Genomic DNA, 21,734 nt, shown 5'->3' with positions numbered 1-21,734 from the left:
ATTAAAATTGAGCGTTTATACCTAGTGAAAATTGCGAGGGAATCCGCATAGTAATTCCATTTGGATCCAAATCTAGCTTGGTCGCCTTCCAGATCACACCAAGATTGCGGGCATAAGCCTGTAAGGAAATACTTTTGAAATAGCCCAGTTTGGGTTTCAGGCGGTAGATCAAGCTAATATCCTGCAAAGTGATGTTATCACCTTTCTCGACCAAAATGTCGGAGTTCATATAAAACTGATCCCTGTTGGAATTCAATGGGTAATTGAATGCAGGAACATTAGTCGTCGCCTCATCACCCGTTTTTTGCCATCTATTGTAATAATCACTGTGTAGCGGAATATTGGAGGATAAGGAGGAATAATTGACGGATTCTCTTCTAAAAAAATAATTGAAACGATAAGCGATATTGATACCGGCTTCCCAAGCACCGAAAGTAAAACTGTTTCTGATACTCCCGAACTGTTCAGGAAGTGCAGATCCATGGAATACCAGATCTTCAAGAGAAACTTTGGACCTTAAATCGCCATAATTGGAATAAGGCTGTCCGTTCACACTAAACTGAGGATTACCGGCATCAGCTGTGAGTCCCATAAACCGGTAACTGACTAGATTATAAGCAGCATAACCCTCTATTGGTGTAAGCGATTGGCCCGAATTTACCATATCAGCATTCACGTTTGACCGATAGCTATAGTTCATAATCCGGGTTTTATTGGACGAAAATAACCAGGTGGTACGCCATTGCAACGGGGCATCGATGTTGAGCGTATTGAGCTGTACTTCCCAGCCCTGTGTACGCAGGCTTGCGGCATTTCTTTTTAAATAATCGACACCTACAGTTGGATCAACATTCACAATGGCGATCAAATCGGTTGCTTTTTTATTGAAGTAAGCTACCGATCCAGTCACTCGATTGTGCTTTAGGCCAAAGTCGAGTCCAAAATTTAACTGGCTTACATCCTCCCATCGCAGGTCTGGATTGGGCGGATTATTGACATAGGCATTGGTGAATCCCCCCAGTACACCGGGACTGGAGTTATAGGTTATGGTCGTCTGTGCAGGAACTGAATTGTTTACATTTCCACTTTTTCCGTAGGTCGCCCGTAAGATTAAGTGCGGCATCCAAGCCCAGTTATAGAAACTTTCGCGATCGACATTCCACATACCACCAATTGACCACAGCGGTTTCCATCTATTGTTGGTATTTACACCGAACAGATTTGATGCATCACGACGCGCGCTTGCTGAAACTGTATACTTTTTGAGCAGATTATACGATCCGTTGAAGAAAACGGAGACAAAACGGTCTACATTACGTTCATCATTAAAGTTATACCAGATCGTATTGCTTCCAAGGCCAGCGTAGTAAGTAAAAATTGTGCGATAATCAACAGGTTGGGATATGTTGAGTTCATTGTCGTATCCGTACTGCCGATAAGTGTGCAGTAGCCCCCGATTGTCCCTTACCTCCCCACCTATCAACACATTCAGATCGCCCAGGCTAGATTGTTTATCGTAGGAAATCTGTGCCCGCATATTGTGACCATACTGTCTGTTTGAAGTTCTATCCAAAATATCACCCAGTGGAATAGGACGCTCAATGACATTACCTTTTAACTGGCTATATTTATTGATGAGATCGCGCACATAAAATGAGTTATGATCCATCCGATCCTCGAGGAGGCCATTCGATGTAAAATACTGGTACCGCAATTCAGACCGCAGCCCTTTTATCCATTCATACGCTGCTGCAAGGTCAAATTTCAGCACATTCGTATTATCCGTCTTATCCAATAGTTTCTGATCTGCCAAGGGATAATACGACCAATCCAACAATTTGCCTTCGCCCAGCGTATCCAGAAAACGACTTCTGTAGTTCTGCTCCAATCGACTCGGATTGCCATCGCTATCCAATAGCCGCGAATAAGGATAAGCTAGCCCAGCACTTCCGATTGCTAAGGATGAAATACCATTGTTGGTCACTTTATTTGCATTGAACTGCATTCCCCCCGTAAGTACCAATTTAGAAATCGGTCGCCAGGTCTGCTCTGTACGAAGTGTAAACCGACTATTTTCATTGCCGACAATATTACTTCTTACCCTATCAAATCCGGCCGACCAAATAGACGCCAGCTTCTCGCTTCCAGTACTCAGCTGCACATTATACTGTTGATTAATTCCCTTTTGACGCAGGTACCGCGCTATATCAGCACGCAAGTTTCCCTGAGCAATTGCATTCAATTGGGATTCCAAGGCCGAGTCGTCGATCAACTTATTACGATGATCGTTTAAGAGCTCAACCACAGGACTTACCACAGGATTATACACCTTATTATTGAGCGTATTGTCGTAATAGCCCTGATTAAAGAGAAGTCGCTCCACCTCGATATAGGTTGAATTGTCTACCTGCGATCGATAATAGGGATCCTCCCTATCAATCACGGAGATATTACTCGTTACCGAAAGACGGATCGGCATATCAAATTTCCCTTTCTTTAGCGTAATGACGACCACGCCATTGCCAGCCTTAGCACCCCAAATAGACGTCGCAGCAGCGTCTTTCAATACGCTAATATTTTCCACATCATTGGGATTAATATCATTGATATCGCCCTCATAAGGAAAGTTATCCACCACAATCAATGGACCTTTGATGGTTTCGGTAATCGTACTCAGGCCCCTGACCATAAAATTGCTCGGATTGCCACCACGTTTATCAAAAAGTATGGCACTACTCAGTCCATCCAATCTATTAAGAATATTAGAACCTATCTGTCTATCCAGTTCCTTTTTCCCGATCAGGTCAAAAGCTCCGGTTGCTCTCTCTTTGGGTAGGGTCTGATAACCTGTCGATACCTGTACCTCTTCCAATTCATTGACCAGAGGTGTGAGGTATACCAACCAACTATGTCGGTTTAGCGCTTCCAGCGATAGGGTATCAGGGTGATAACCAAGGCGTCGAAAAACAAGACAGCTTATATGTCCTTTCAGTAACAACTCTCCTTTTGCATCCGTGGCTCCGAAAGCCTTTCCTTCGCAATCTTTAATAGATACAGCAGCAATAGGCAGTTTTGTATCGCGATCCTGAACCCTGATTGCTTGTCCCTGTGCGAATGTTTTCAAACAAAATACGACACAAATCAACACGACTAAAAGATATTTTTTCATCGTATCAGCTCCTTTCTTCCCTTAGCTACATAACCGTAGCGCGTCAATTTCATTACACTACCACTTTCTTTAAATCCATCCTGTGTTAAGACGAACATGATCATCTTCCGCCTTTCAAGTGATAAAGTCAGTCCCTGTACTGCAAATGCCTGTTTCAATTGGTCTATATCGCTGAGATTATCGGAAAGCGGTAAGTCTATCCTTTCATCAAGCCCTGTTTCATCGATCATAAAGGGCAATACCGAGAAAGACCTCAGGTTAAACAGATTGGGGATATTTTTTATTTCAACGCCAATAAATGCATTCTTTGGCTTATCGTTTCCAAGCTGTGCCTTTTGCAAAAACTTGCCGTCTGAGCTCCCATCGTTCTCCACCAGACCGTTCAATATGACCGTTGGTACCTTAGCCAATTCCTTACTTTGGCGAGGCTTTTTACCATCAGCACGGCGCATCACCAAGCATTCAACATCACGTAATTGATAAGATGCTTTCATTCCGAGATAGAAATTGAGGTCGCTTTCCATTTTTTTGTAAACGGTATTATCATTCCATAGCATTGGGCTTACCGATTCGTAGGTATATTTCCAGAAATTCCGATCCTGCTCCAATCTGTGGATTATACTATCGGGAGCATTTATTTCGAGTATACGTCTAGCGCGAATCTTGGAAAGACCGGCAATATAATTTTGAGCATTTTGCAATGCGATACCATATTGCATAAATACATTGAGATTGGGTACAACGAGGTGCTTATACTGATGCGTGGAGTCCACCGTAAAACTGCTTGCCTGCGATATCCCCTGACCATAGGGCAGTAAGGAGCTGTAATAATAATTGATGATCTTAGCATCATAATAAGGCTGCAATAATGGCTGGTCAAATGCGAGTACTTTGGCCGCTACGGGCACTGCATTTCGGTCTTTGATCATCTGCTTCAAAGCAAGCGCATTTAGTTCACTCGGCATTGCTTGTGCACGTACCACACCATTGTTGTCAATACAGACTGTAAATGGGATTGCGTCTTTATCAAAAAACTTGGTCAGCAGCTTGTCGTTGACAATGGAGGAAAACCTATTAGCCAATCCATGGGTTTGTATAAACTCACTTTTGCTAATAAATTTCTCGACAGCAGCACGATCTTGGTAAGTAACTGAAAGTACTTTGACTAGGCCGTCCATATCGTCCTGCAATTTATAGAGACCAGGGAATGAGGCTATGCACGAGGAGCACCAGGTAGCCCAGAAATCTAGAATAATCAGTTTCTTATCCTTATAGTCGCGGAGCGTCAATTGTTTGGCCCCTGTCTGATGCCCTACGACATCAAGCTGTATATCCCAAAGAGCCTGCGGGATAGTATCCCCTATTTTGAGATATTTGATTAGTAGCCCATCGGCCCCGCTATCCTTGCGGGGCGTCTGAGCTGATAAACTAAACATAGAAACTAGAAAATATAAGATCACAAGTACCGTGATCTTTAGTATTTGCATATGCAGCAATGCGCTGCTATTGGATTGTAGTTTTAATTTTTTCATCATTCTAGGGATTGGGGTTGGATGAGGATACGCGATTAAAGAAATCGGAGATCGCTTTAGAAGTATCTATCGATTCTTTGTGTAGCTCGATAGAAATAGATACCTTACCAAGATCCAATTGAGTCGTATGGATCATTAAATAAGCTATCAGGACGCGGAGAAGTTCGACGGAAAATTCAGACAATTGCGGATTATCTTTCGTTTTTTCGTTATCAACCGTATCGGGATGCAAAACAACGATATAGTCTTTGATTGTACTTAGAGGATACTTATCCCAAAAGTCTTGAACATTTTTCACAGGATCATATCCTGATCTATGAGTTTCATAAATTACCAAATCCAGTAGAATTAGGTGAGCGTAATTAGATCTCATTCTTTAGATTTTTAATGGCGAGTTTAGAGCATACCTATTCCAGTTCGACTGAATCGGTTACTTTTTAGGCCGTAAACCGCCCGTAATAAAATTGGTTAATTGGGATAGCTAGAATTCTAGTGAATGGATATGACTCGGTATATAGTTGGGCATCTCGAATTCCATAGCTGATGTTACCAGATCATTGCTGGCGAAATCAAACCGAGCTACTCGGGAGATTTGAAGATGTTTTTTGTGATTTGTTTCTTTTGTTTCATTACTCACTTAAAATTAAATTTTATAAAGTGAGTCCCCTAAGGTTTTTAAGAACTATAGCGGGCTCCTATCAACCGTATAGCAGGCTTCCGACGGCCTAGTGAAACGGAATTACGATAGTCGCCCATGAGCTATAGCTTGCACAAAAGTACAAAAATATCTACATGGGCATTGGACTACCGTCTCGTTCACTAGTAATTTGTCGGAATTCACTATCGAGACTCTTTTAGTCAAATGCCATTCTATCCAAGATTTGAATGAATATTTAGCAAATATACAAATTCCATTTATTCAATACAAATATGTATCGAATAAAACTCTCGATTATGTCAACATTTGGTTTATGACCAACTATTCAAAAATCGAAATAGAAATTATTAATATCTCACTAGGACTAACTGTCAAATTAAGGAGACTAGAATACAAGTACTCTCAGCTTGATTTAGGTATTATTAGTGAGACCGACAACACCTTGATAGGCAGGATTGAAAGAGCGGAGCATATTGTTGGTTGGAATGTCATCATGTTGGTGAGCCAAAAATTAAATATTAACTTCTCATCACTATTTGTACTTAAGACCAAGGAGGAAGTTTTAGAATTAATCGAGGATTGTTTAGCCCTAGAGACAAAGTTAACACAACAGAAAAGAGCATTTTATGACAAATTGAAGGGGAGGGTAAATGATTTGTATGATAAAATAACTCCACCTCAATCACACTTGAGCTATTAATGCCCTAAAAAATTCTTTTGTATATGAAAATATACGATGCACAAATCGCAAAAAAGAATATTTTCCTCTGAGATACTGGTTAACTGCAATGTGAGCTATCTTTTTGACAAACTCCAAGATGGTTTTTGCTTCCTCTAAATCTGTTCCTTTCTTTTTCAAGATTTGTACAACTCTTTCGGGTGTTACATCGTTCGCTTCTTCTTTCTCCATCTTCAACTGATTTTTGTCTGTTAACCACACGGATTAATCCGCACAGACAAACTTATCCCACTGATGGAGTGGATATTGGATTGTGTCTTTGGGTTGAATTACTTGGCATAGTCTGCCTGTTTAGAACCATTTCGGCAATGCTATCCTCATTACTTCCACGATTGGTTTTACCCGAAAACGCCAGTATGCCTGTTGTTCACCTTTCATGGAGCAAAGGTTGGACGTGTTCTTAAGGGAAGCAAAAGGTCATGCAAGTTTGAAAAAAAAATCTCCACCCGTTGGGTAGTATTTGTTTTCCAAAACCTTGTGCATCCTAGACGCTAACCTAAACTGCTCCCGAAACGAAACACAGCATACTCCGGCTCTTTACAAGAATAAAAAAAATGTCAGGCATGAGGAATATAAGCATTGGAAATGGTATTGAAACAAAACAACAGCACCACCTCTCATTGCCGAATAAATCAAAAAAATTAATTCAAAACAGTAAAGAAATGACACATCAAATAATCACATCGGAAGCAAGGGTATATGTTGGCACATACGCAAAATTTAATGACGGTTCAATCTTCGGGGAATGGCTAACGCTATCCGACTATGCGGACAAAGACGAATTTTACGATGCTTGCAGGGAGTTGCACGATGACGAGGAAGACCCCGAATTTATGTTTCAAGATTACGAGAACATCCCAAACGGCTTAATCGGCGAATGTTGGATAAGCGATAGCATATTTGATGTTTTGGAGGCTTTGGAAAATATGAACGAAACCCGAAAAGAGGCATTCCTAATATGGTGCGACAATGGACACCGTAGGCTATCAGAGGCTGATATTGGCGACCTAATGAGCGACTTTGACGATGACTATATAGGGGAATACAAAGACGAGGAAGATTTTGCCTATGAATAGGTAGAGCAAATGGACTTGCCCGAATTTGCAAAAACGTACTTCGATTATGAGGCTTATGCCCGAGACCTGTTTAGCGACGACTATTGGAGCGATAGAGGTCATGTATTCTACAATTCATAATTTTTGGGGAACGTTTAACCGTTTCCATTTTTTGAAAAAATCATGTCGAGCAAAAAATACAGATCCTCCTCAGGTCGGAACCGTCTTTTTTGCAGAAAGCCGAGCGCTCGAAATATTGATTTTCTCCAATTTTTAACCCTAAATTTAAATGATGCAAAATTCACCTGTAGATTGAGATACTATTATAACATCCAATTTGCTCCCTAGCTGTATGTTTTCTTCTGGTAAATTTATCCAGCCTTCAAAATCATTAGAGTAGAAATAAGCTTTTGAGTGATTTTCCTTAACATATGTCACTCTGATTTTGTCACCATATTCAGGCAAATCGAATTGATCGAAATAGTCTTTACGAGTTAGAGAAATAGTTTTTCTTTTATCATCCATACCTAATATGTAGAAATCAAACGTTTCTCCAATTGGCAAGTAATAAGGAAGATCTTCATTTTCAACAAATGCCAAATTCGATATAAATTTTTTTGCTATGTAAGACTGTACCGTAAATCCATTAGCAACCAACTCTATCTGCACACTACGGTCAAAATATCTAATGACTTTGCCTCGCACAGGTTCATCAACATTCACATAGCGAAACCATTCATCAAATTGATGTTTATATTGCTTTTTGACACTAAATTTTAAACTATTCTTATCTGCATCAAATGCCGAAAGTACAACCTGAATTTTGTCAGAAGGATTGAAAATGTTTTCAAATCTACCTACGTACCCATATCCAATTTCCGAAAAATGAATAAACCCTGTATTTGTACCACCCTCATACTTTACAGCAATCCCTATGTCTGGTACAACTCTTACAACTTCAACTTCAACAATTTTATCTAAGTTTGCATCATAAAATTCGAGCTCAGGAGTTTTTACAAGCCTTTTAATGGAAGTCTCAATTCTTTTTCTGTCCTCATCAATAGCTAGAATTTTAACGTCAATCTTATCATCTATTTTATATGACGAAGTGACGCATTCCTGTGGTACCCAAGATATTTCTTGCCTTGCAAAGCGGCATTCCAAGCCTTCAACTATTTCACAGATTACGGTAAACTCATTAATTTGCTTGACCTCTACATTTAAAACATCATTTATTCTTAATTCTCTAAATTTCTCGCTATCCCATGGATCTTTAAGGTCTATCAGGCTACCAATAAAATTAGATGTCGTGGATGCATAACGCTGAATTTTTACATCTAAGAGACTACCTATTGGGAATTTGCTGTTAAGGTCAAGAAATCGACTTGCTGTGGCATTATGTGTAGGAATAAAAAGCCAATTTTTAAATGAAGAGTTTGATACTTTTAAACCAATCTGTAATCCTCCTCGATCCGTTTGAACTTTTTCTACACGGCACGAGTATACCATTTCTTTGTTTAAAACCGCATCAATATAATGTTTAGGGTCAGATATAGTTCCCTTATTCGATAAAACAATATGATGTTGTTCCGGATTAAATTCGATAATATTTAGGTAAAGTTCATCTTCATTTTTAAATACTTTTCTCGCATCTGATATCTCTATCTCAGAAAGATATTTTTTTGAAATCTCAACTTTTAGCCCAAAAACATTTACTATTATAGTTTCTTTTTGTACGGTATCAATGATTGCTGGTACTGGTTCTCCATTCGCATTATATTCTTTAAAACTTTCCCACGCTAAGTAAGAAATCTTCGCTCTATTAGGTCTTAGGGAATAACAAGTAACTATATATTCTTGTCCTTCAGGAGATACGCATTTGATTTTAGGATTTTTATTCAATTGGTCAAATCCCTTAGAACTTGTCAAAATATTTGCAACAGTCGTCGCTCGTTCATAGCCGTTGCTTCCTCTAGCCAAAATATAAACGGAATTATAATTCTCAGTAGCATAAAAGTCTGCCCATTTTGTGTATGCAGAAGCTCCCTGACTTTCCCATGTTTCATCCTTTCCTACCAGTATAACGCCAACTTTGAAATTTTTTGATATGTACTTCAAATTCGTTCTTTCATCAAACTCCCTTGTTGCTAATTCAGTAAACCAATTTAGTAAACCAGACGCTTCAATATTATATTCAGAATTAGGTGGCAAAGTATCAATCAACTCACCATAGTAGTGGAATTCAGGTAGCAATATATTTAAAAAAAGGCCTTTATCATTTGTAGGAGTGAGAATTTCGAATTCTCTCTTTGTTTCCTCATCAAAGTCCTTCATTTTTTTACGAAATGTCGTAAGAACCTCTTTTCTATTATTTCTTAAAATGATGTGCGTTGTTAACAAATCTATGGCTGTAGAAGATGATTTACTTAAATAATCTTTTGCTTTTGCAATTAATCCTGTTTGAACGAAATTCAAAGTAGCATTATAAAAATTGAGGTTGTGGTCTTTCTTGTCAAAACTAAGACAAACAATAGCTTCATTCTCTTTTAATATGTTTTGTTTGTTATCCACAGTTACCCACTGTATTTTGCAATTTGGTAAGATTGGGCTTTCAAAATTTTTATTATAGTCTTTAATAATAGAATTTATCGTGCCTTCATATTCGCTTTCCACACTTAGCTTCCTAACCTTTTTGCTTACCCATCCAAACAAAGCTAAAATGTCTCCCAACACGATTTTACCCTTCGTCCATACTTCACCTCCCAAATAAATTCCTGCTAAAAATATAATAAAGGAAATAGGAATAAAAATCAGTATAGATTTAACTAGTTCGTTCATTTTGTGATTTCTTTTTTAGCATTATAATCTTCTACACAAACAGGACTATTGCACACATAATCAAAAACTTCTCCCGATCTAGGAATTATTAGCTGAATATTTTCCAAAGAAATTATCTTGAAACACACTTTGCAATTACGTTCTCCATTTTCTATTGGTTCAATTTCGAATATTGAAGCGAGTAAATTCTTTAAATCTTCTTTAAATACAGCAGGAATATTATTTTTCTCATTCATAAGTCTTTACGTGTTTCGATTTGGTTTGTTAAAAATAGACTCAACTTTGCACATTAAAGATGAACAATAATTTTGAAAAACCCAAAAGGTGTTGAACAAAAGGAATATTGAAAAAACATGAAGATCATCGAATTTGATTATCAGTCATTTATAGATAGACTAGGCTACTACTGAGTTAACTCAATTACCTCTACCCACTTAGTGAAATTGACATCCTCTTGCATTTTGGAAGATATCATCAGTGATTAAAAAGTAACGGCTAAAGTTGAGGTTTTCACTAAATATGAACACGGTAGAGCAAATGGACTTGCCCGAATTTGCAAAAACGTACTTCGATTATGAGGCTTACGCCCGTGACCTGTTTTGCGGTGATTATTGGAGCGATAGCGGTCATGTATTTTATAATTCATAGATTTTCGGGGACGGTGCACCGTTCCCATTTTTATTAAAATCTGGTCGGGCAAAAAAGACAGATCCTCCCCAGGTCGGAACACCCCCTTTGTTAAATCCTTCCGTCCCATAACACCAATACATCAGCATTTTCCAAATAGATTACGTTTTTTATAAAGGTATTTATTGCTTAGGTCGCAAATATATCACATGCCTATTAAAAGAGGATGAAATACCTCTTAATCTACTCTACGTTCATATTAAAGCATGTTTTTTACATATACATTTTCGGTTTATGTAGATGAGAAATCACGTATATTGCAAACAACGAATTGACGTTAAATGGTTTTTGCAATTTTAAAAATACACTATGAATGAAGCATTTCTAAATTCATACTTTCACGGTGGTAGCTTTAAATTTAGAGACGGTTATCGAATAAATTCAATGACACCTGAACTTCATGGCTTATTGCAAGCTTTAACTATAAGCGATGAAACTGGAGCTAAGGAGTTTATTAGTAATTTACTTGTTTCTGTTTTTATTCATGATGTTACTTATATCAAGACCAACCACCTCTATATTCTATTTAAATATTTTAGTGTTAACAAAACCTTGCAACTCCTACAAAGTGATACAATTAAATTAGTTGATGATAATGGTTTGGATATAGGGATTCTTATTGATGCAAAGGATAAAAAATTCATCAGCTTTCTTGAAAACTCCTATATGTATCCAGACCATAAAAGAGCTGAACATTTTGCTTCAAGTTTTGAATATTTGTGCTTCCAAATAAATAAATCACCCGTACCTAATCACCTTAAAAACGCCATTCTTTACAACGTCGAAAAAAGAACTACAAAGTTTGAAATAGATAATATCATTGAAAAAATTAAGAAAGAATTAGACTATGATTTACTGGAGAATGTGACCAACTACTTAAAAACGTGAATGGCTACGTTCATAGTTTATCTAAAACAGAGACTATATGCATCAGAAATTTGAAGCAGGAATTAATATTGCTATTAAAATACCTAAAGGTAAATACGAAAAGACAGTTTCTTTCTACAGGGATATACTGAAACTTGAAGTTTCTGAAAAGCCCATCGACAATCCCACCGTCTCCAGAACACACGAAGTAAAATTCGGAAATAATGTAATTTGGCTGGACTGTGTTGACAACTATACCCATTCGGAAACTTGGTTACAACTCACCGTTCCAAATGTGGCTGAGGCGACAGATTATTTACTGTCTAACGGCGTCGAAACATGTGATGAACTGGAAGAGTTGCCGGAAAATATGCACTGGATTCAATACCCCGCAGGCACAGTGTTCAACGTGCAACAACGTAAAGAAGAATAACATTTTTTTTTCGTTTATTGAAACCAAAGTTTGTTATCGAATTAGGAATACAAAAATTACAGGTTGTCTTCCCTGTCCATATATTCCTCTAAACTGTATTTGAGTTGGTCTAAAAACAACGGCCGTGAGCCTGCACGCGTCTTCATCCGGTGAAAGCTGTTATGTATGTCGTTCAGCGAGACACGGAACAGGATTTGGAATACCATGCTGATTTTGCGGATGCCTATTTTCCCGTGCGAAATGGCATCGCAGGCGTAGAGTGCATAAATCAATTCGATAAGGGTGTCCAAAAGAAGTCTTTTGTTTCCTCGTGCTGTAACAGCACGTCGGGATTTTGTTCGGGGCTTAGCTTTGTTGTCAGATAGTGATAGATTAATTCGTTGACGATGATTTTCGCCACCTTATAATCAAAATAGGTCGAAAATTTGGTATCTATTTCAAACACAAAGCTGTTCAGCCCATCATGGCAGTTGATTTTGCCAAGCGTAAAATACTGTTCATCTCGGTCAGTTCTGCCGGAACGGTAATAACGGTAGAAGTCGGAATTGCAGACATGCTCCATATATTCTTTTTTAAGTTCTTGCAGGTGCATGGCAAAATAATTTTCATAGATATTCCCGTTGCTTGCAGGGCAGGCAGTTTCTATTCTGAACACTTTGTTGTAATGGATGAGTTTACCAAGAACGGTCGGCTTTATCTGCTTAAAGAAAAGGATCTCGTCTTCTAATGTTGCGAAGCCCTCGTTTATAATATCTTCTTTGATGTCTCCAAGAAGTGATTTCAGATAGATTATCATCCTATATGCCTCGTCCATAAAACTCGAAGCCTCCACCGACAACTTACGTTCCTGTTTCTGTATGTCGGAGACGATTTTTTGTAATAGGTGTCTCATAATACCAATGGTTTAAAATGAAGCCAATATGCCTTCGCAAAATTTGCGATTAGTACCGAGCTTTTTTCATGAGACAGGACGAAGTCAGGGAAGATTTTTATAAAAAACAGCGCATCGCTATATTTAGCACTGTGTGGATATAAGTTATTATTAGATTGATAATCTAAGTGTTTCGTAACACTTTTTTCCATAAATTCGCTAAGAAAATCCTCTATAATATAGAGTTTACTTATTTCATTAGAAATGTCGAGAAAATTAACTACAAATTCCAGACTAGTCAATGAGTTGTTTGCGAATTATATCAGCACATTTGTAGCATTTAGCGAATTGATGAATAATTCTATTCAGGCAAAAAGCAAAAATATTTGGATTGAGATAGATTATGCCTCTGATGAAGAATTAAGCACGACCCACATCAAACGAATTTCAATAAAAGACGATGGAAAGGGTGTTCATATCAATGAGTTAGAAACTAAACTCTTAGATATAGGAACTACCAACAAAGACGGTGGAAAAGGGATAGGTCGGTTTGCAAGCTTTCAGATTGGCAAAGAAATTGAAATTGAAACGGTTGGTTACTGTAGCGAAAGTAAAACATTTTCGAAAGCCGTAATACCTCTTTCATTTGATAGTTTTGGAAATAATATCAATGTATCTGAAATTAATATCCCCACTGAGGAGGAATTACTAAAAGGAAAGAACCATAACACCTATTATAAGGTAACTATTACGAATCTTTATCCTTCGTATGTTACAGAAAAAGAACCAAAGAAAAAGATAATTGACAAATTTTTACGTCAAAATATATCGGATGCAATTTTCGAAAGATATCCTCTTAAAATTTTTAATAAAGACATCGTCTTTCACATAAACGGCCACCCAATTAACCCAACTGATTTTGTAACTAGTGAGCCTATCAAAATTGCTTCAACATTTACAGACAGTAAGGGGAAAGATCATAAGGTGCTCTTTGACTTTATGCCAATAAAAAAAATTGAAAAAATAAAAGTCTTTCTAACAGTTCAAAATGCAGGATTGAATACAATTGCAGGGAGTTTAGAATACGATGCTACTTGGTTAAGTCCTAAAGTCGGAGGATGGTTTATTTATGTATCATCTTCAACGCTATCTTCCGATATTTATCGTAATATCGATCTTGATGATCTGGATCCTGATTGGAGAAAAGTTAGAGAGTTCATTAAAGACAAGCTAAATGTCTTTTTTAAGGAGAGAAACAAAGAGTTTGACAACTTTTCGGATAATTTAAAGAAAGACACGTATTATCCTTACAAAGAAAAGTCGAGTTCACAATCCAAAGTGATACTGTTCGATAAATTGGCTTATCTAGTAGAGGATCGATACCATTTGTTAAAAGACGACAACCAGCTTAGAGAAATCATCTACCCACTAATAGACAGAACTATTTCAAATGGCGAGCTTAACAAAATTCTATACAGTATACTGAAACTAAACAATAAGCTCATATCGAAGTTCTCTGACTTATTGGAAAAAACTGATTTAGAAAATATCATAGAATTTTCGGACAAAGTAGCAACGAAGATTGAAGAAGTTGATTTCTTGGAAAAGCTGGTATATAGCGATATAGCCAAAAATGTAAAGGAGAGAAAAGAATTACACAAATTTCTTGAACGTATGTTGTGGATATTTGGAGAAGAATATAATGAAACAACAAAATTGCTTTCAGATAAAAACCTTGAGAAAAATCTAATTCAGTTGCGGGATGACTGTCTGGGATACAAAGCGTCGAAAAAAGATGACAACATCAATGAAGTCACTGAGCGGTCTGTCAAATCTATCACAGATTTGTTCATGTATAATCAAAGAATTTTAGATCATAAAAGGCGAGAAGTGCTAATAGTTGAATTGAAAGCACCTAAGGTTAAAATTAGTCCAAAGGAAATTGCTCAGGTTATGAAGTATGCGCGAGAAATTGAAAAATTAAATTCAGTTAGCCGTGACGTTTCTTTCAAAATCCTGCTTATAAGTTCCGAAATTAATTCGGATGCTATATTCGATATCCAAGGCAGGCAAAAAGGTGAGGATAACCCATACTTCTATTTCAGAAATGAAAATAAAAACATTGAAATATGGGTCATGAAGTGGTCTGACTTAATTGAAAATGTGAAGAGAAAACTTCAATATATGGCAAACCTACTTCAAACGAAGGACATTGATGTACAGGAGAAGGCACAGAGAGATTTTGCAGATATTGATTTCAACAAGGTTAGTTCGTCATTGAAAAGAGTAGCCATTTAGTGATGGCAAATTTCATTCTCCGATTATGAGTATCAGAGTATAAATATATGTGGGATTATTTATGAAATTTTCAGAATCGGATCAGTTTCTGATCGATAGCATTTTAGTCAACCGTTTCTACGGTAGTATATCAATTTATCACGTTTTAAATTGGCTAGACAACTTTGATAAAGAAGATTTACCTGAAGCACTGAAGGTTTTGGAAAACATCGAATATTTACCCTTAGGTAGGGTACTTGATATTTATTCGGATGGTCTTTCAAAGGTCTTTAAACAATATAGCAATAAAATAGTAATAGTATTGGGCATCGGTAAATATGGGAAAAGCGGTAGTTCGATGTTGTATTTTATTAACAAATCACCTACTTTTTCTGATAAAAGGTATAGAAGAAAAAAACATTTAATAGGTCGTAAGGAAGAGATAATCCCACTAATTCAAGATTTGACAATCGTTAAAGATGATTTTTTACTGTTACTTGTAGATGATTTTGTCGGGACAGGTAATTCCGTCGGAGAATTTTTGAGCGGAAATACCACTCAAAGCGGGCTTATTCAGTTTTTAGCAGATAATCAACTTAAACCAAACCTTGCAATCGTTTCAATTATTATTAATGAAGAAGGATTTGAAATGCTTCAATATAGCTATCCAAATGTTGGCTTATTTGGTGAGGTACGTAAAAAAGCTTTTTCACAACCTTCTGTATTTGGATATCGACCCAATACATTGCCAGTTAGAGAATTTTGCTACAAATATGGGGCAAAGCTTGTGACAGAAAAAAAAAATGCACTAGGATATGAAAATTCGCAATCGCTCGTCGTATTTGAACATACAACTCCCAACAATACGCTACCAATAATATGGAGCAGTAGATGTAACTGGACGCCGTTATTCCCTAGATTTTATTCCGATTTTGTCAAAAATCATAATGAATTGAAAAAGGAAATACTCTACTGGGTGTCGATATCCAAGAACAAGTTTGAAATACCCGGGCTGAATTTATCATCAACCCCATTTTCCAAGCGCAATTTAGAGATGTTTGCAGTCATGAAATTATTGAAAGCAAAAAGATCCGACTATGTTATTTGTCAATGGCTAAACATCTCAACATCAAGATTTGAAACGCTGTTGACAGAATTAGTAGATTTGAAGTTATGTACGTCACATAAAAAATTAAGCTCAAATGGAGTGGCAATAGTGAATGAAATTGAAAAATTCGTCTATTTAAAAAATAAAAAATCAGCAGATAGTGTTTCAATATCTCCCAAGAAAATAGTATACTTACCAAAGACTTTCGGCGATAAAACGTAATTATTAGTAGATAGTAGCTAGTGTCTCTATCTGTTGGTGTCTTTTATGCCAACACAACTATAAGTTCTTTTATACTAATCTATATGCAATATCTCGCGCGCCAACGCACAGTCAGCGCAAGCGCTCATCTTGCATATAGTTCACTCACGTGAACTACATCAAATAATCGTAATAACTATGTCATTCGACCGAAAGCTCTTTATTGAAGAATGTAAAAACCAAGAAAAGTCAGAACAATACATTGTCAACACGCTTAAGTATGCAGATAATCTTGTCAATAGAGGATTCCCTGTATTATTTTCTCTGAAGCACATGGCCTATGAATTAGGTATTAACTATGAAGATCTTAAAACAATAGAAGATCATAGAGAAAATTACTATAAGCATTTCCATATAAAAAAGAAAAAGGGTGGATTGCGACATCTATCCGTACCTTTTACAAATTTAAAACTTATTCAATCTTGGATTTACCATAATATCCTCTTGCACCACCATCCTACTTCGTCAGCATATGGATACATAAAAAACCGATCAATCAAGGAAAACGCCGATCAACACGTAGCTAAGAGATTTATATTGAACGTAGACCTACTCAAGTTTTTTGAAACGATTACTGAACATAAAGTATTTAAATTATTTGTCGAAATAGGCTACACTAAAACACTTTCTTGGAGTTTGTCAAAATTGGTTACTGTTCCAATTAAAGAAGATTATTATTTACAGCTTAGTCATATTGAACAAAAACTGTTCAATAAAACATTTGAACAAGAGTATGGTGTTTTACCGCAAGGAGCTCCGACCAGTCCATCAATTTCTAATTTAGTACTCAGAAATTTAGATGGTAAAATGGTCGAACTTGCGGAATTAAAAGGAAGTACATACACAAGATATGCCGATGATATTACCTTCTCAGGTAACGACATCAAAAACATTCCTACAAAAACAGAAATCATGAGAGTCGTTATGTCTGAAAACCTTTTGATTAACTGGAATAAGTGGACACTTCGAAAAAAAGGCATGCGTCAAAAGGTTACAGGTTTGAATACAACCCATGGACTATCAGTACCTAAGTCATATAGAAAAGATGTCAAAAGACACATTCACTTTTGTTTAAAATATTGGCCAGAAAGCCATCAAAAAAAAATAGGAGTTGATAAACAGTTCTATAGATATTGGCTATTAGGAAGGATTCATTACATCCGATTCATTAGTCCTGAGATAGGAAATAAAATGCTAAAAGATTTTAACAATATACAATGGCCTTTATAAAGGTTGATAAAAACGAAATCAGACTAGAATTTATATTGACTCATTTTTTTAGTTTTCCTACTTTTGTAGAACTTAAAGGTCGCTTAGCTTTTTTTACAATTTCATAAGATTGGTACAGACTATCTTTCAATTGGTTTAATCTCCTCAAATCTTCCAAAAAAGAGTTCGAGTTTTGTACCAGCGGGTTCACTTTCAAAAAAAACCATTTTACGTAAGTAAGATGGCTTTTTTTGTTGTCTATATATTCATTTACTGCATATTCCGGTGATGTTGACCCCTTTCCGGCGATACTGACCCCTCTGATTTTGGTTATCTGGGGGATTTTTACCAATAGCCTGACAATATTACCTTTTTTTTCTTAGACTTTCACCCTTAAGTTCAATTCGGTGTGAAGTATGTACAATCCGGTCCAATACAGCGTCGGCGATTGTATCTTCCCCAATCACATCATACCAGCTTGATACGGGAAGCTGACTGGCTATAATGGTCGATGATCTGGCATGCCTATCTTCAATAATTTCCATCAGGTCCAGCCTTTGCTGCTGGTCTAGATTTACAAGACCAAAGTCATCCAGGATCAGCAGGTCAGCTTTTGCAATCCTGTCCAAAAGTTTGTGCATTGATCCTTCCAGTCTGGCAATCTTGGTTCGCTGGAGCAGCTTCTGTAGATTGAAGTATAAGACCTTTTTTCCCTGTGAGCATGCTTTTAAACCAAGGGCTGAGGCCAGAAAGCTTTTTCCGCACCCCGTCGCGCCCGATATCAGTAGCGGCTCACCTCTTTCAATGTACCCGCCAGTAATTAGGTCAGCGATCTGGGCTTTGTCCGTACCGCGTTTGGGATCCATATTGAGCTCCTCAACCGATGCCTTATAGCGAAAGGCAGTGTCACTTCGCATTAGAATGCCTCCACTAGTTCGCATCAGAATGCCCCCACTAATTTCACAAAAAAAACCATTATTCTATTCATTATTATTTTCATAATTTTCTTGATCTTCTGACTTTTTGGGTCTTCCCCTTTTTGATTTTTCCTTAGGGTCGTCTTCAAACATTCCGTTCAGTTCCAGGAGGTTCTTTATACGGTAACTGTTTCCATTTAGTTTGACGATTGTGGCATGGTGCACTATGCGGTCTATTATCGCCGATGCGATTACTTTGTCCCCGAAAAGTGTCCCCCAGTCTTCAAAGTTCCTATTTGTGGTAATGATCATTGAGCCGTTTTCGTATCTTTTTCTGATGATCTCAAAGAAGTCTTCCATGCTGTACTGCGGCATTTTTTTGAAGCCCAGTTCGTCCAGTATCAGCAGGTCCGGTTTTAGGAACTTCTGGATGGTCGCAGCATAGGATCCGTCCGCACGGGAGGAATATAGCTTTTCGACCATTTCATTGGTATGGATGAAAAGTACCCGCTTACCTTTTTTTACAGCTTCCAGCCCGATTGCATGGGCCAGGTGCGTTTTTCCGACCCCCGGTTTCCCCATGAATACCACATTATGTTTCTGGTCTATGAACCGGCAGCTGGCCAGATCATAGATCTGCCTTTTGTCAACCTGGGGCTGATAGCTGAAATCATAACAGTCCAATACCTTCTGCGTGTCGAGTTTTGATTCCCTGAGCTTATTTATATATCCGTTGGTCTGCCTGTTGGCCATTTCATCCTCCACCAGAAGCTCAAGAAATTCAATGTAACCGATCTTGTGCTGTAGCGCGTACCTTTTACGCAGCTCGAGGTTCTGACAGATGGCCGCGATTTTAAGAGTGCGGAGCTGTGTTTTTAGATTTTCCATATTTATGTCCATTAATTTGTAAGAGTGTCATAATAACTGATTTCGTGCTGAAATTCGTCCGAGAAGCCCATTGTTAGCACATCTTCCCGGGGCAGGTCGTACATCGCATTCTCCCATATCCGTTTGACCTGCTGGTAGCTTATGGCGTGAAAGTGCAGTGCGCGTGCACATGATCTTTCTATCTGGCCCAAAGTGAAGCGCTTTCTCAGCGCAAGTATACCCTGGGTCATCTTGCCCCAGTGCGTCGGCACTTCTTCCACAAGTCGATCAAACAGAGTGTACGCATTTGGACCTATCTGCCCCATCATTTCACGGTATTCTTCCTTGCTGACCATTCTCTTTTCCCTGGGGCGGTGCGCCGCAAGACTGACAAACATGCCTATGCTGTCGGATAGTTGGTGCATGGCGATCTGTCGTGAGCTGTCATAGATGCGAAGTATCGTACCGTTACTCTCCAGCCTTACATTCATGCCCATATAGTCAGCCGGAACCGAATAATAATTCTGCTTATAGGCGACATGTCCCATACGGTTTACCCTGCGGTGGCAGACATCCTGTATCTGGAAACGTCTGGAAGGCAGGGGCTGCAGCGCAGCTTTCTCCAATTCAAGAAAGATATCATGAGGCCTGCGCCTGGTGGTGCCGTGGACACGTTTATTGCATATTTCATCATTCCATACGCGCAGACCACAGATCAGGTCCTCATAGCTTTTGCTTTCAAAGGCTTTCAGAAAGTTGTTCCTGACATATTTTATGGAAGACTCTACTTTACCTTTGTCTGTTGGCCGGCGGGGTCTGCAGGCAATACCCGCACAATGATAATAACTGAGAAATTCCGCATACTGTGCCTGTAGGGTGGGTTCGTAGAGATCTACCTTGGTTACACCCGAGCGCAGGTTGTCCAGCTTGACCATTTTTGGGACACCCCCAAAATATTCAAAAGCACTGATGTGGCAGTCCAGGAACTCCCGGACCTGTTGACTGGTAACAACCTTATAATAGGATTGCCTGCTATGGCTGAGTACCATACTGAATACCCAGACCTTAACACCACGGCCATTCCTGCGGAACTCACCAAAGTAACCGAAGTCGACCTGTGCCTCTTCACCCGGAAGGCTGTGCAGCGGAACAAAACATTCTGCCCGCTTGAATTTACCAATGTAACGGGCGACACTCGAATAAGACAGGGTAAGCCCATGCTGCTGGATCAATTTCTGGTGGATCAGCAGTGCCGAAAGTCCACTGGAACGGGACTGCTGCCTCGGAGCTGAATCTCCATTCAGCAGCGCTTTTTGGATACGCGAAACGGTCTTGCGGCACATCCCAAGTTCCCTTTAGATCTCCCGCAAAGATTTGCCGTGTTCCAAAAGTGTTTTTATCGTATTGTACATAGCCACTTTATACATAACGCTGAGAGTTTATTATACTCTCAACAAGTAAAACCTTAATTGTTTAAGGTGGTGGCATTTTAATGCGAATTGCTGGGGTATTTATCTGCGAATTAACATCTATCTTTCATCACGACTGGAAATGACCTTGAGAAGGTCTTCTTTTGAGAGATTTTCCAGTTCTTTTTCCATAGTGTAAATATAAGGAAAAAGTGGCTTTTATCCTATATAAAACCACTTTTAAGGCAAAGAAAACCGCCTTTTTTGAATACTTTTCATAACCTGTATCCCCTCAACCATCAGTACCAGATCACTCCAGGACAATTCTCCGTTTTTTACATGTGGCGGTAAAAAGGTCCCGCTTTCCAGACGTTTGTAATACAATACAAAGCCTCCTTTTTCCCAGTGAAGAAGTTTTATGTGCGTACGGCTACGGTTTAAAAACACGAATACCTCACCACTGGTAGCCTGTCGTTGCATCACTGATGTGATCAGTCCGCATAGTCCATCGAATGATTTGCGCATATCACAGTGGCTGTCGTAAAGGTAAAACCGGTGTGATGAACCCAGCGAAAACATTAGTAAAGTTTTATCAGTTGAGAAAGAAGGGCTAGATCATGCTCTACCTTAATACGTACTCCGTTGGGATAAATAACTTCAACTTCATGTTTACTGCTGCTCTTATCGATAGTTATAAAACTACCGCTGGCTGTTTCTTCCCCTTTGCTGCGCGAAAACCAATAATAAAAAGTGGCTTCGTTAATCCCGTTTTCAGCGCAGTAAATCTTCTTGCTTTTTCCGCTAAATCGCCAGTCTGTTATCATAGACTGCATGGCA

18 protein-coding genes and 1 pseudogene are annotated in these 21,734 nt (G+C 38.3%); 7 read left to right on the top strand and 12 right to left on the bottom strand.

Translation table 11 applies throughout. The annotated features are described in order from the left end of the window. Position 1: 1 nt before the first annotated feature. Genes DTA23_RS21435 through DTA23_RS21425 form a run of 3 tightly spaced genes read right to left on the bottom strand, consistent with a single transcriptional unit; the run spans position 2 to position 5,074 of the window. Positions 2-3,169 carry a SusC/RagA family TonB-linked outer membrane protein gene (locus DTA23_RS21435; RefSeq protein WP_112375973.1) on the bottom strand — a complete coding sequence of 1,056 codons (3,168 nt, stop codon included), beginning with the start codon at positions 3,167-3,169 and terminating at the stop codon, positions 2-4. Then, positions 3,166-4,704 (bottom strand): TlpA family protein disulfide reductase, encoded by a 1,539-nt coding sequence (locus DTA23_RS21430; protein ID WP_112375972.1) that lies wholly within the window; start codon positions 4,702-4,704, stop codon positions 3,166-3,168. Before DTA23_RS21430 ends, DTA23_RS21435 begins: the two co-directional genes overlap by 4 nt. Position 4,705: 1 nt before the next feature. Further along, positions 4,706-5,074, bottom strand: coding sequence for a hypothetical protein (locus DTA23_RS21425; RefSeq protein WP_112375971.1), 369 nt, complete (start codon positions 5,072-5,074; stop codon positions 4,706-4,708). Positions 5,075-5,672: 598 nt separating this feature from the next. Between DTA23_RS21425 and DTA23_RS21420 the strand changes: the two genes are divergently transcribed. Next, positions 5,673-6,059, top strand: coding sequence for a hypothetical protein (locus DTA23_RS21420; RefSeq protein WP_115050253.1), 387 nt, complete (start codon positions 5,673-5,675; stop codon positions 6,057-6,059). Here DTA23_RS21420 and DTA23_RS21415 read toward each other — a convergent pair. Then, positions 6,042-6,269, bottom strand: a complete 228-nt coding sequence (locus DTA23_RS21415; protein WP_146753172.1) for a hypothetical protein — start codon at positions 6,267-6,269, stop codon at positions 6,042-6,044. The two genes, DTA23_RS21420 and DTA23_RS21415, sit on opposite strands and share 18 nt — an antisense overlap. A 392-nt stretch (positions 6,270-6,661) precedes the next feature. Between DTA23_RS21415 and DTA23_RS21410 the strand changes: the two genes are divergently transcribed. Next, positions 6,662-7,174: an antirestriction protein ArdA gene (locus tag DTA23_RS21410; RefSeq protein ID WP_236590865.1), complete on the top strand. Its 513-nt coding sequence runs from the start codon at positions 6,662-6,664 to the stop codon at positions 7,172-7,174. Positions 7,175-7,438: 264 nt separating this feature from the next. Here DTA23_RS21410 and DTA23_RS21405 read toward each other — a convergent pair whose 3' ends face one another. Together DTA23_RS21405 and DTA23_RS21400 are read right to left on the bottom strand one after the other, a co-directional pair. Further along, on the bottom strand, positions 7,439-9,991 hold the full coding sequence (locus DTA23_RS21405) for a S1 RNA-binding domain-containing protein (RefSeq protein ID WP_112375968.1): 2,553 nt from the start codon (positions 9,989-9,991) through the stop codon (positions 7,439-7,441). Next, complete coding sequence (locus tag DTA23_RS21400; RefSeq protein ID WP_112375967.1) at positions 9,988-10,227, bottom strand: hypothetical protein; 240 nt, start codon at positions 10,225-10,227, stop codon at positions 9,988-9,990. The genes DTA23_RS21405 and DTA23_RS21400 overlap by 4 nt, the downstream gene beginning before the upstream one ends. Before the next feature lie 760 nt (positions 10,228-10,987). Here DTA23_RS21400 and DTA23_RS21390 point away from each other — a divergent pair. Further along, positions 10,988-11,566, top strand: a complete 579-nt coding sequence (locus tag DTA23_RS21390; protein ID WP_112375966.1) for a hypothetical protein — start codon at positions 10,988-10,990, stop codon at positions 11,564-11,566. A gap of 37 nt (positions 11,567-11,603) precedes the next feature. Next, the gene (locus tag DTA23_RS21385; RefSeq protein WP_112375965.1) at positions 11,604-11,978 is read left to right on the top strand and encodes a VOC family protein; all 375 of its coding nucleotides are present in this window, start codon (positions 11,604-11,606) and stop codon (positions 11,976-11,978) included. 56 nt (positions 11,979-12,034) lie between these two features. Here DTA23_RS21385 and DTA23_RS21380 read toward each other — a convergent pair. Next, positions 12,035-12,774 (bottom strand): annotated as a pseudogene (locus DTA23_RS21380) (RteC domain-containing protein). A 339-nt stretch (positions 12,775-13,113) separates the two neighbouring features. Between DTA23_RS21380 and DTA23_RS21370 the strand changes: the two are divergent. The 3 genes from DTA23_RS21370 to DTA23_RS21360 all read left to right on the top strand — a co-directional run bounded on the left by DTA23_RS21370 (position 13,114) and on the right by DTA23_RS21360 (position 17,725). Then, the gene (locus tag DTA23_RS21370; RefSeq protein WP_112375963.1) at positions 13,114-15,147 is read left to right on the top strand and encodes an ATP-binding protein; all 2,034 of its coding nucleotides are present in this window, start codon (positions 13,114-13,116) and stop codon (positions 15,145-15,147) included. Positions 15,148-15,208: 61 nt separating this feature from the next. Next, complete coding sequence (locus DTA23_RS21365) at positions 15,209-16,456, top strand: phosphoribosyltransferase-like protein (protein WP_112375962.1); 1,248 nt, start codon at positions 15,209-15,211, stop codon at positions 16,454-16,456. Between the two features lie 177 nt (positions 16,457-16,633). Beyond that, positions 16,634-17,725 carry a reverse transcriptase domain-containing protein gene (locus DTA23_RS21360; protein WP_112375961.1) on the top strand — a complete coding sequence of 364 codons (1,092 nt, stop codon included), beginning with the start codon at positions 16,634-16,636 and terminating at the stop codon, positions 17,723-17,725. Positions 17,726-18,069: 344 nt separating this feature from the next. On the opposite strand, the gene istB (DTA23_RS21350) is transcribed toward DTA23_RS21360, so the two are convergent. From istB (DTA23_RS21350) to tnpA, 5 genes are all read right to left on the bottom strand, one after another. Continuing rightward, the gene (istB, locus tag DTA23_RS21350; protein WP_239468826.1) at positions 18,070-18,621 is read right to left on the bottom strand and encodes an IS21-like element helper ATPase IstB; all 552 of its coding nucleotides are present in this window, start codon (positions 18,619-18,621) and stop codon (positions 18,070-18,072) included. A gap of 63 nt (positions 18,622-18,684) precedes the next feature. After that, the gene (gene istB, locus DTA23_RS21345; RefSeq protein ID WP_112376546.1) at positions 18,685-19,509 is read right to left on the bottom strand and encodes an IS21-like element helper ATPase IstB; all 825 of its coding nucleotides are present in this window, start codon (positions 19,507-19,509) and stop codon (positions 18,685-18,687) included. An 11-nt stretch (positions 19,510-19,520) separates the two neighbouring features. Then, entirely contained in the window at positions 19,521-20,831 is a 1,311-nt protein-coding gene (gene istA / locus DTA23_RS21340; protein WP_112375958.1) for an IS21 family transposase, read from the bottom strand. A gap of 306 nt (positions 20,832-21,137) precedes the next feature. After that, the gene (gene tnpB, locus DTA23_RS21335; RefSeq protein ID WP_112375957.1) at positions 21,138-21,476 is read right to left on the bottom strand and encodes an IS66 family insertion sequence element accessory protein TnpB; all 339 of its coding nucleotides are present in this window, start codon (positions 21,474-21,476) and stop codon (positions 21,138-21,140) included. Further along, entirely contained in the window at positions 21,476-21,730 is a 255-nt protein-coding gene (gene tnpA / locus DTA23_RS21330; protein ID WP_112376545.1) for an IS66 family insertion sequence element accessory protein TnpA, read from the bottom strand. The genes tnpB and tnpA overlap by 1 nt, the downstream gene beginning before the upstream one ends. Between the last annotated feature and the right edge of the window lie 4 nt (positions 21,731-21,734).

Source organism: Sphingobacterium multivorum (assembly GCF_900457465.1).
GTDB lineage: Bacteria > Bacteroidota > Bacteroidia > Sphingobacteriales > Sphingobacteriaceae > Sphingobacterium > Sphingobacterium multivorum.
The sequence above is the reverse complement of the archived record's forward strand: the minus strand, read 5'-3'. Positions and strand labels throughout refer to the sequence as shown.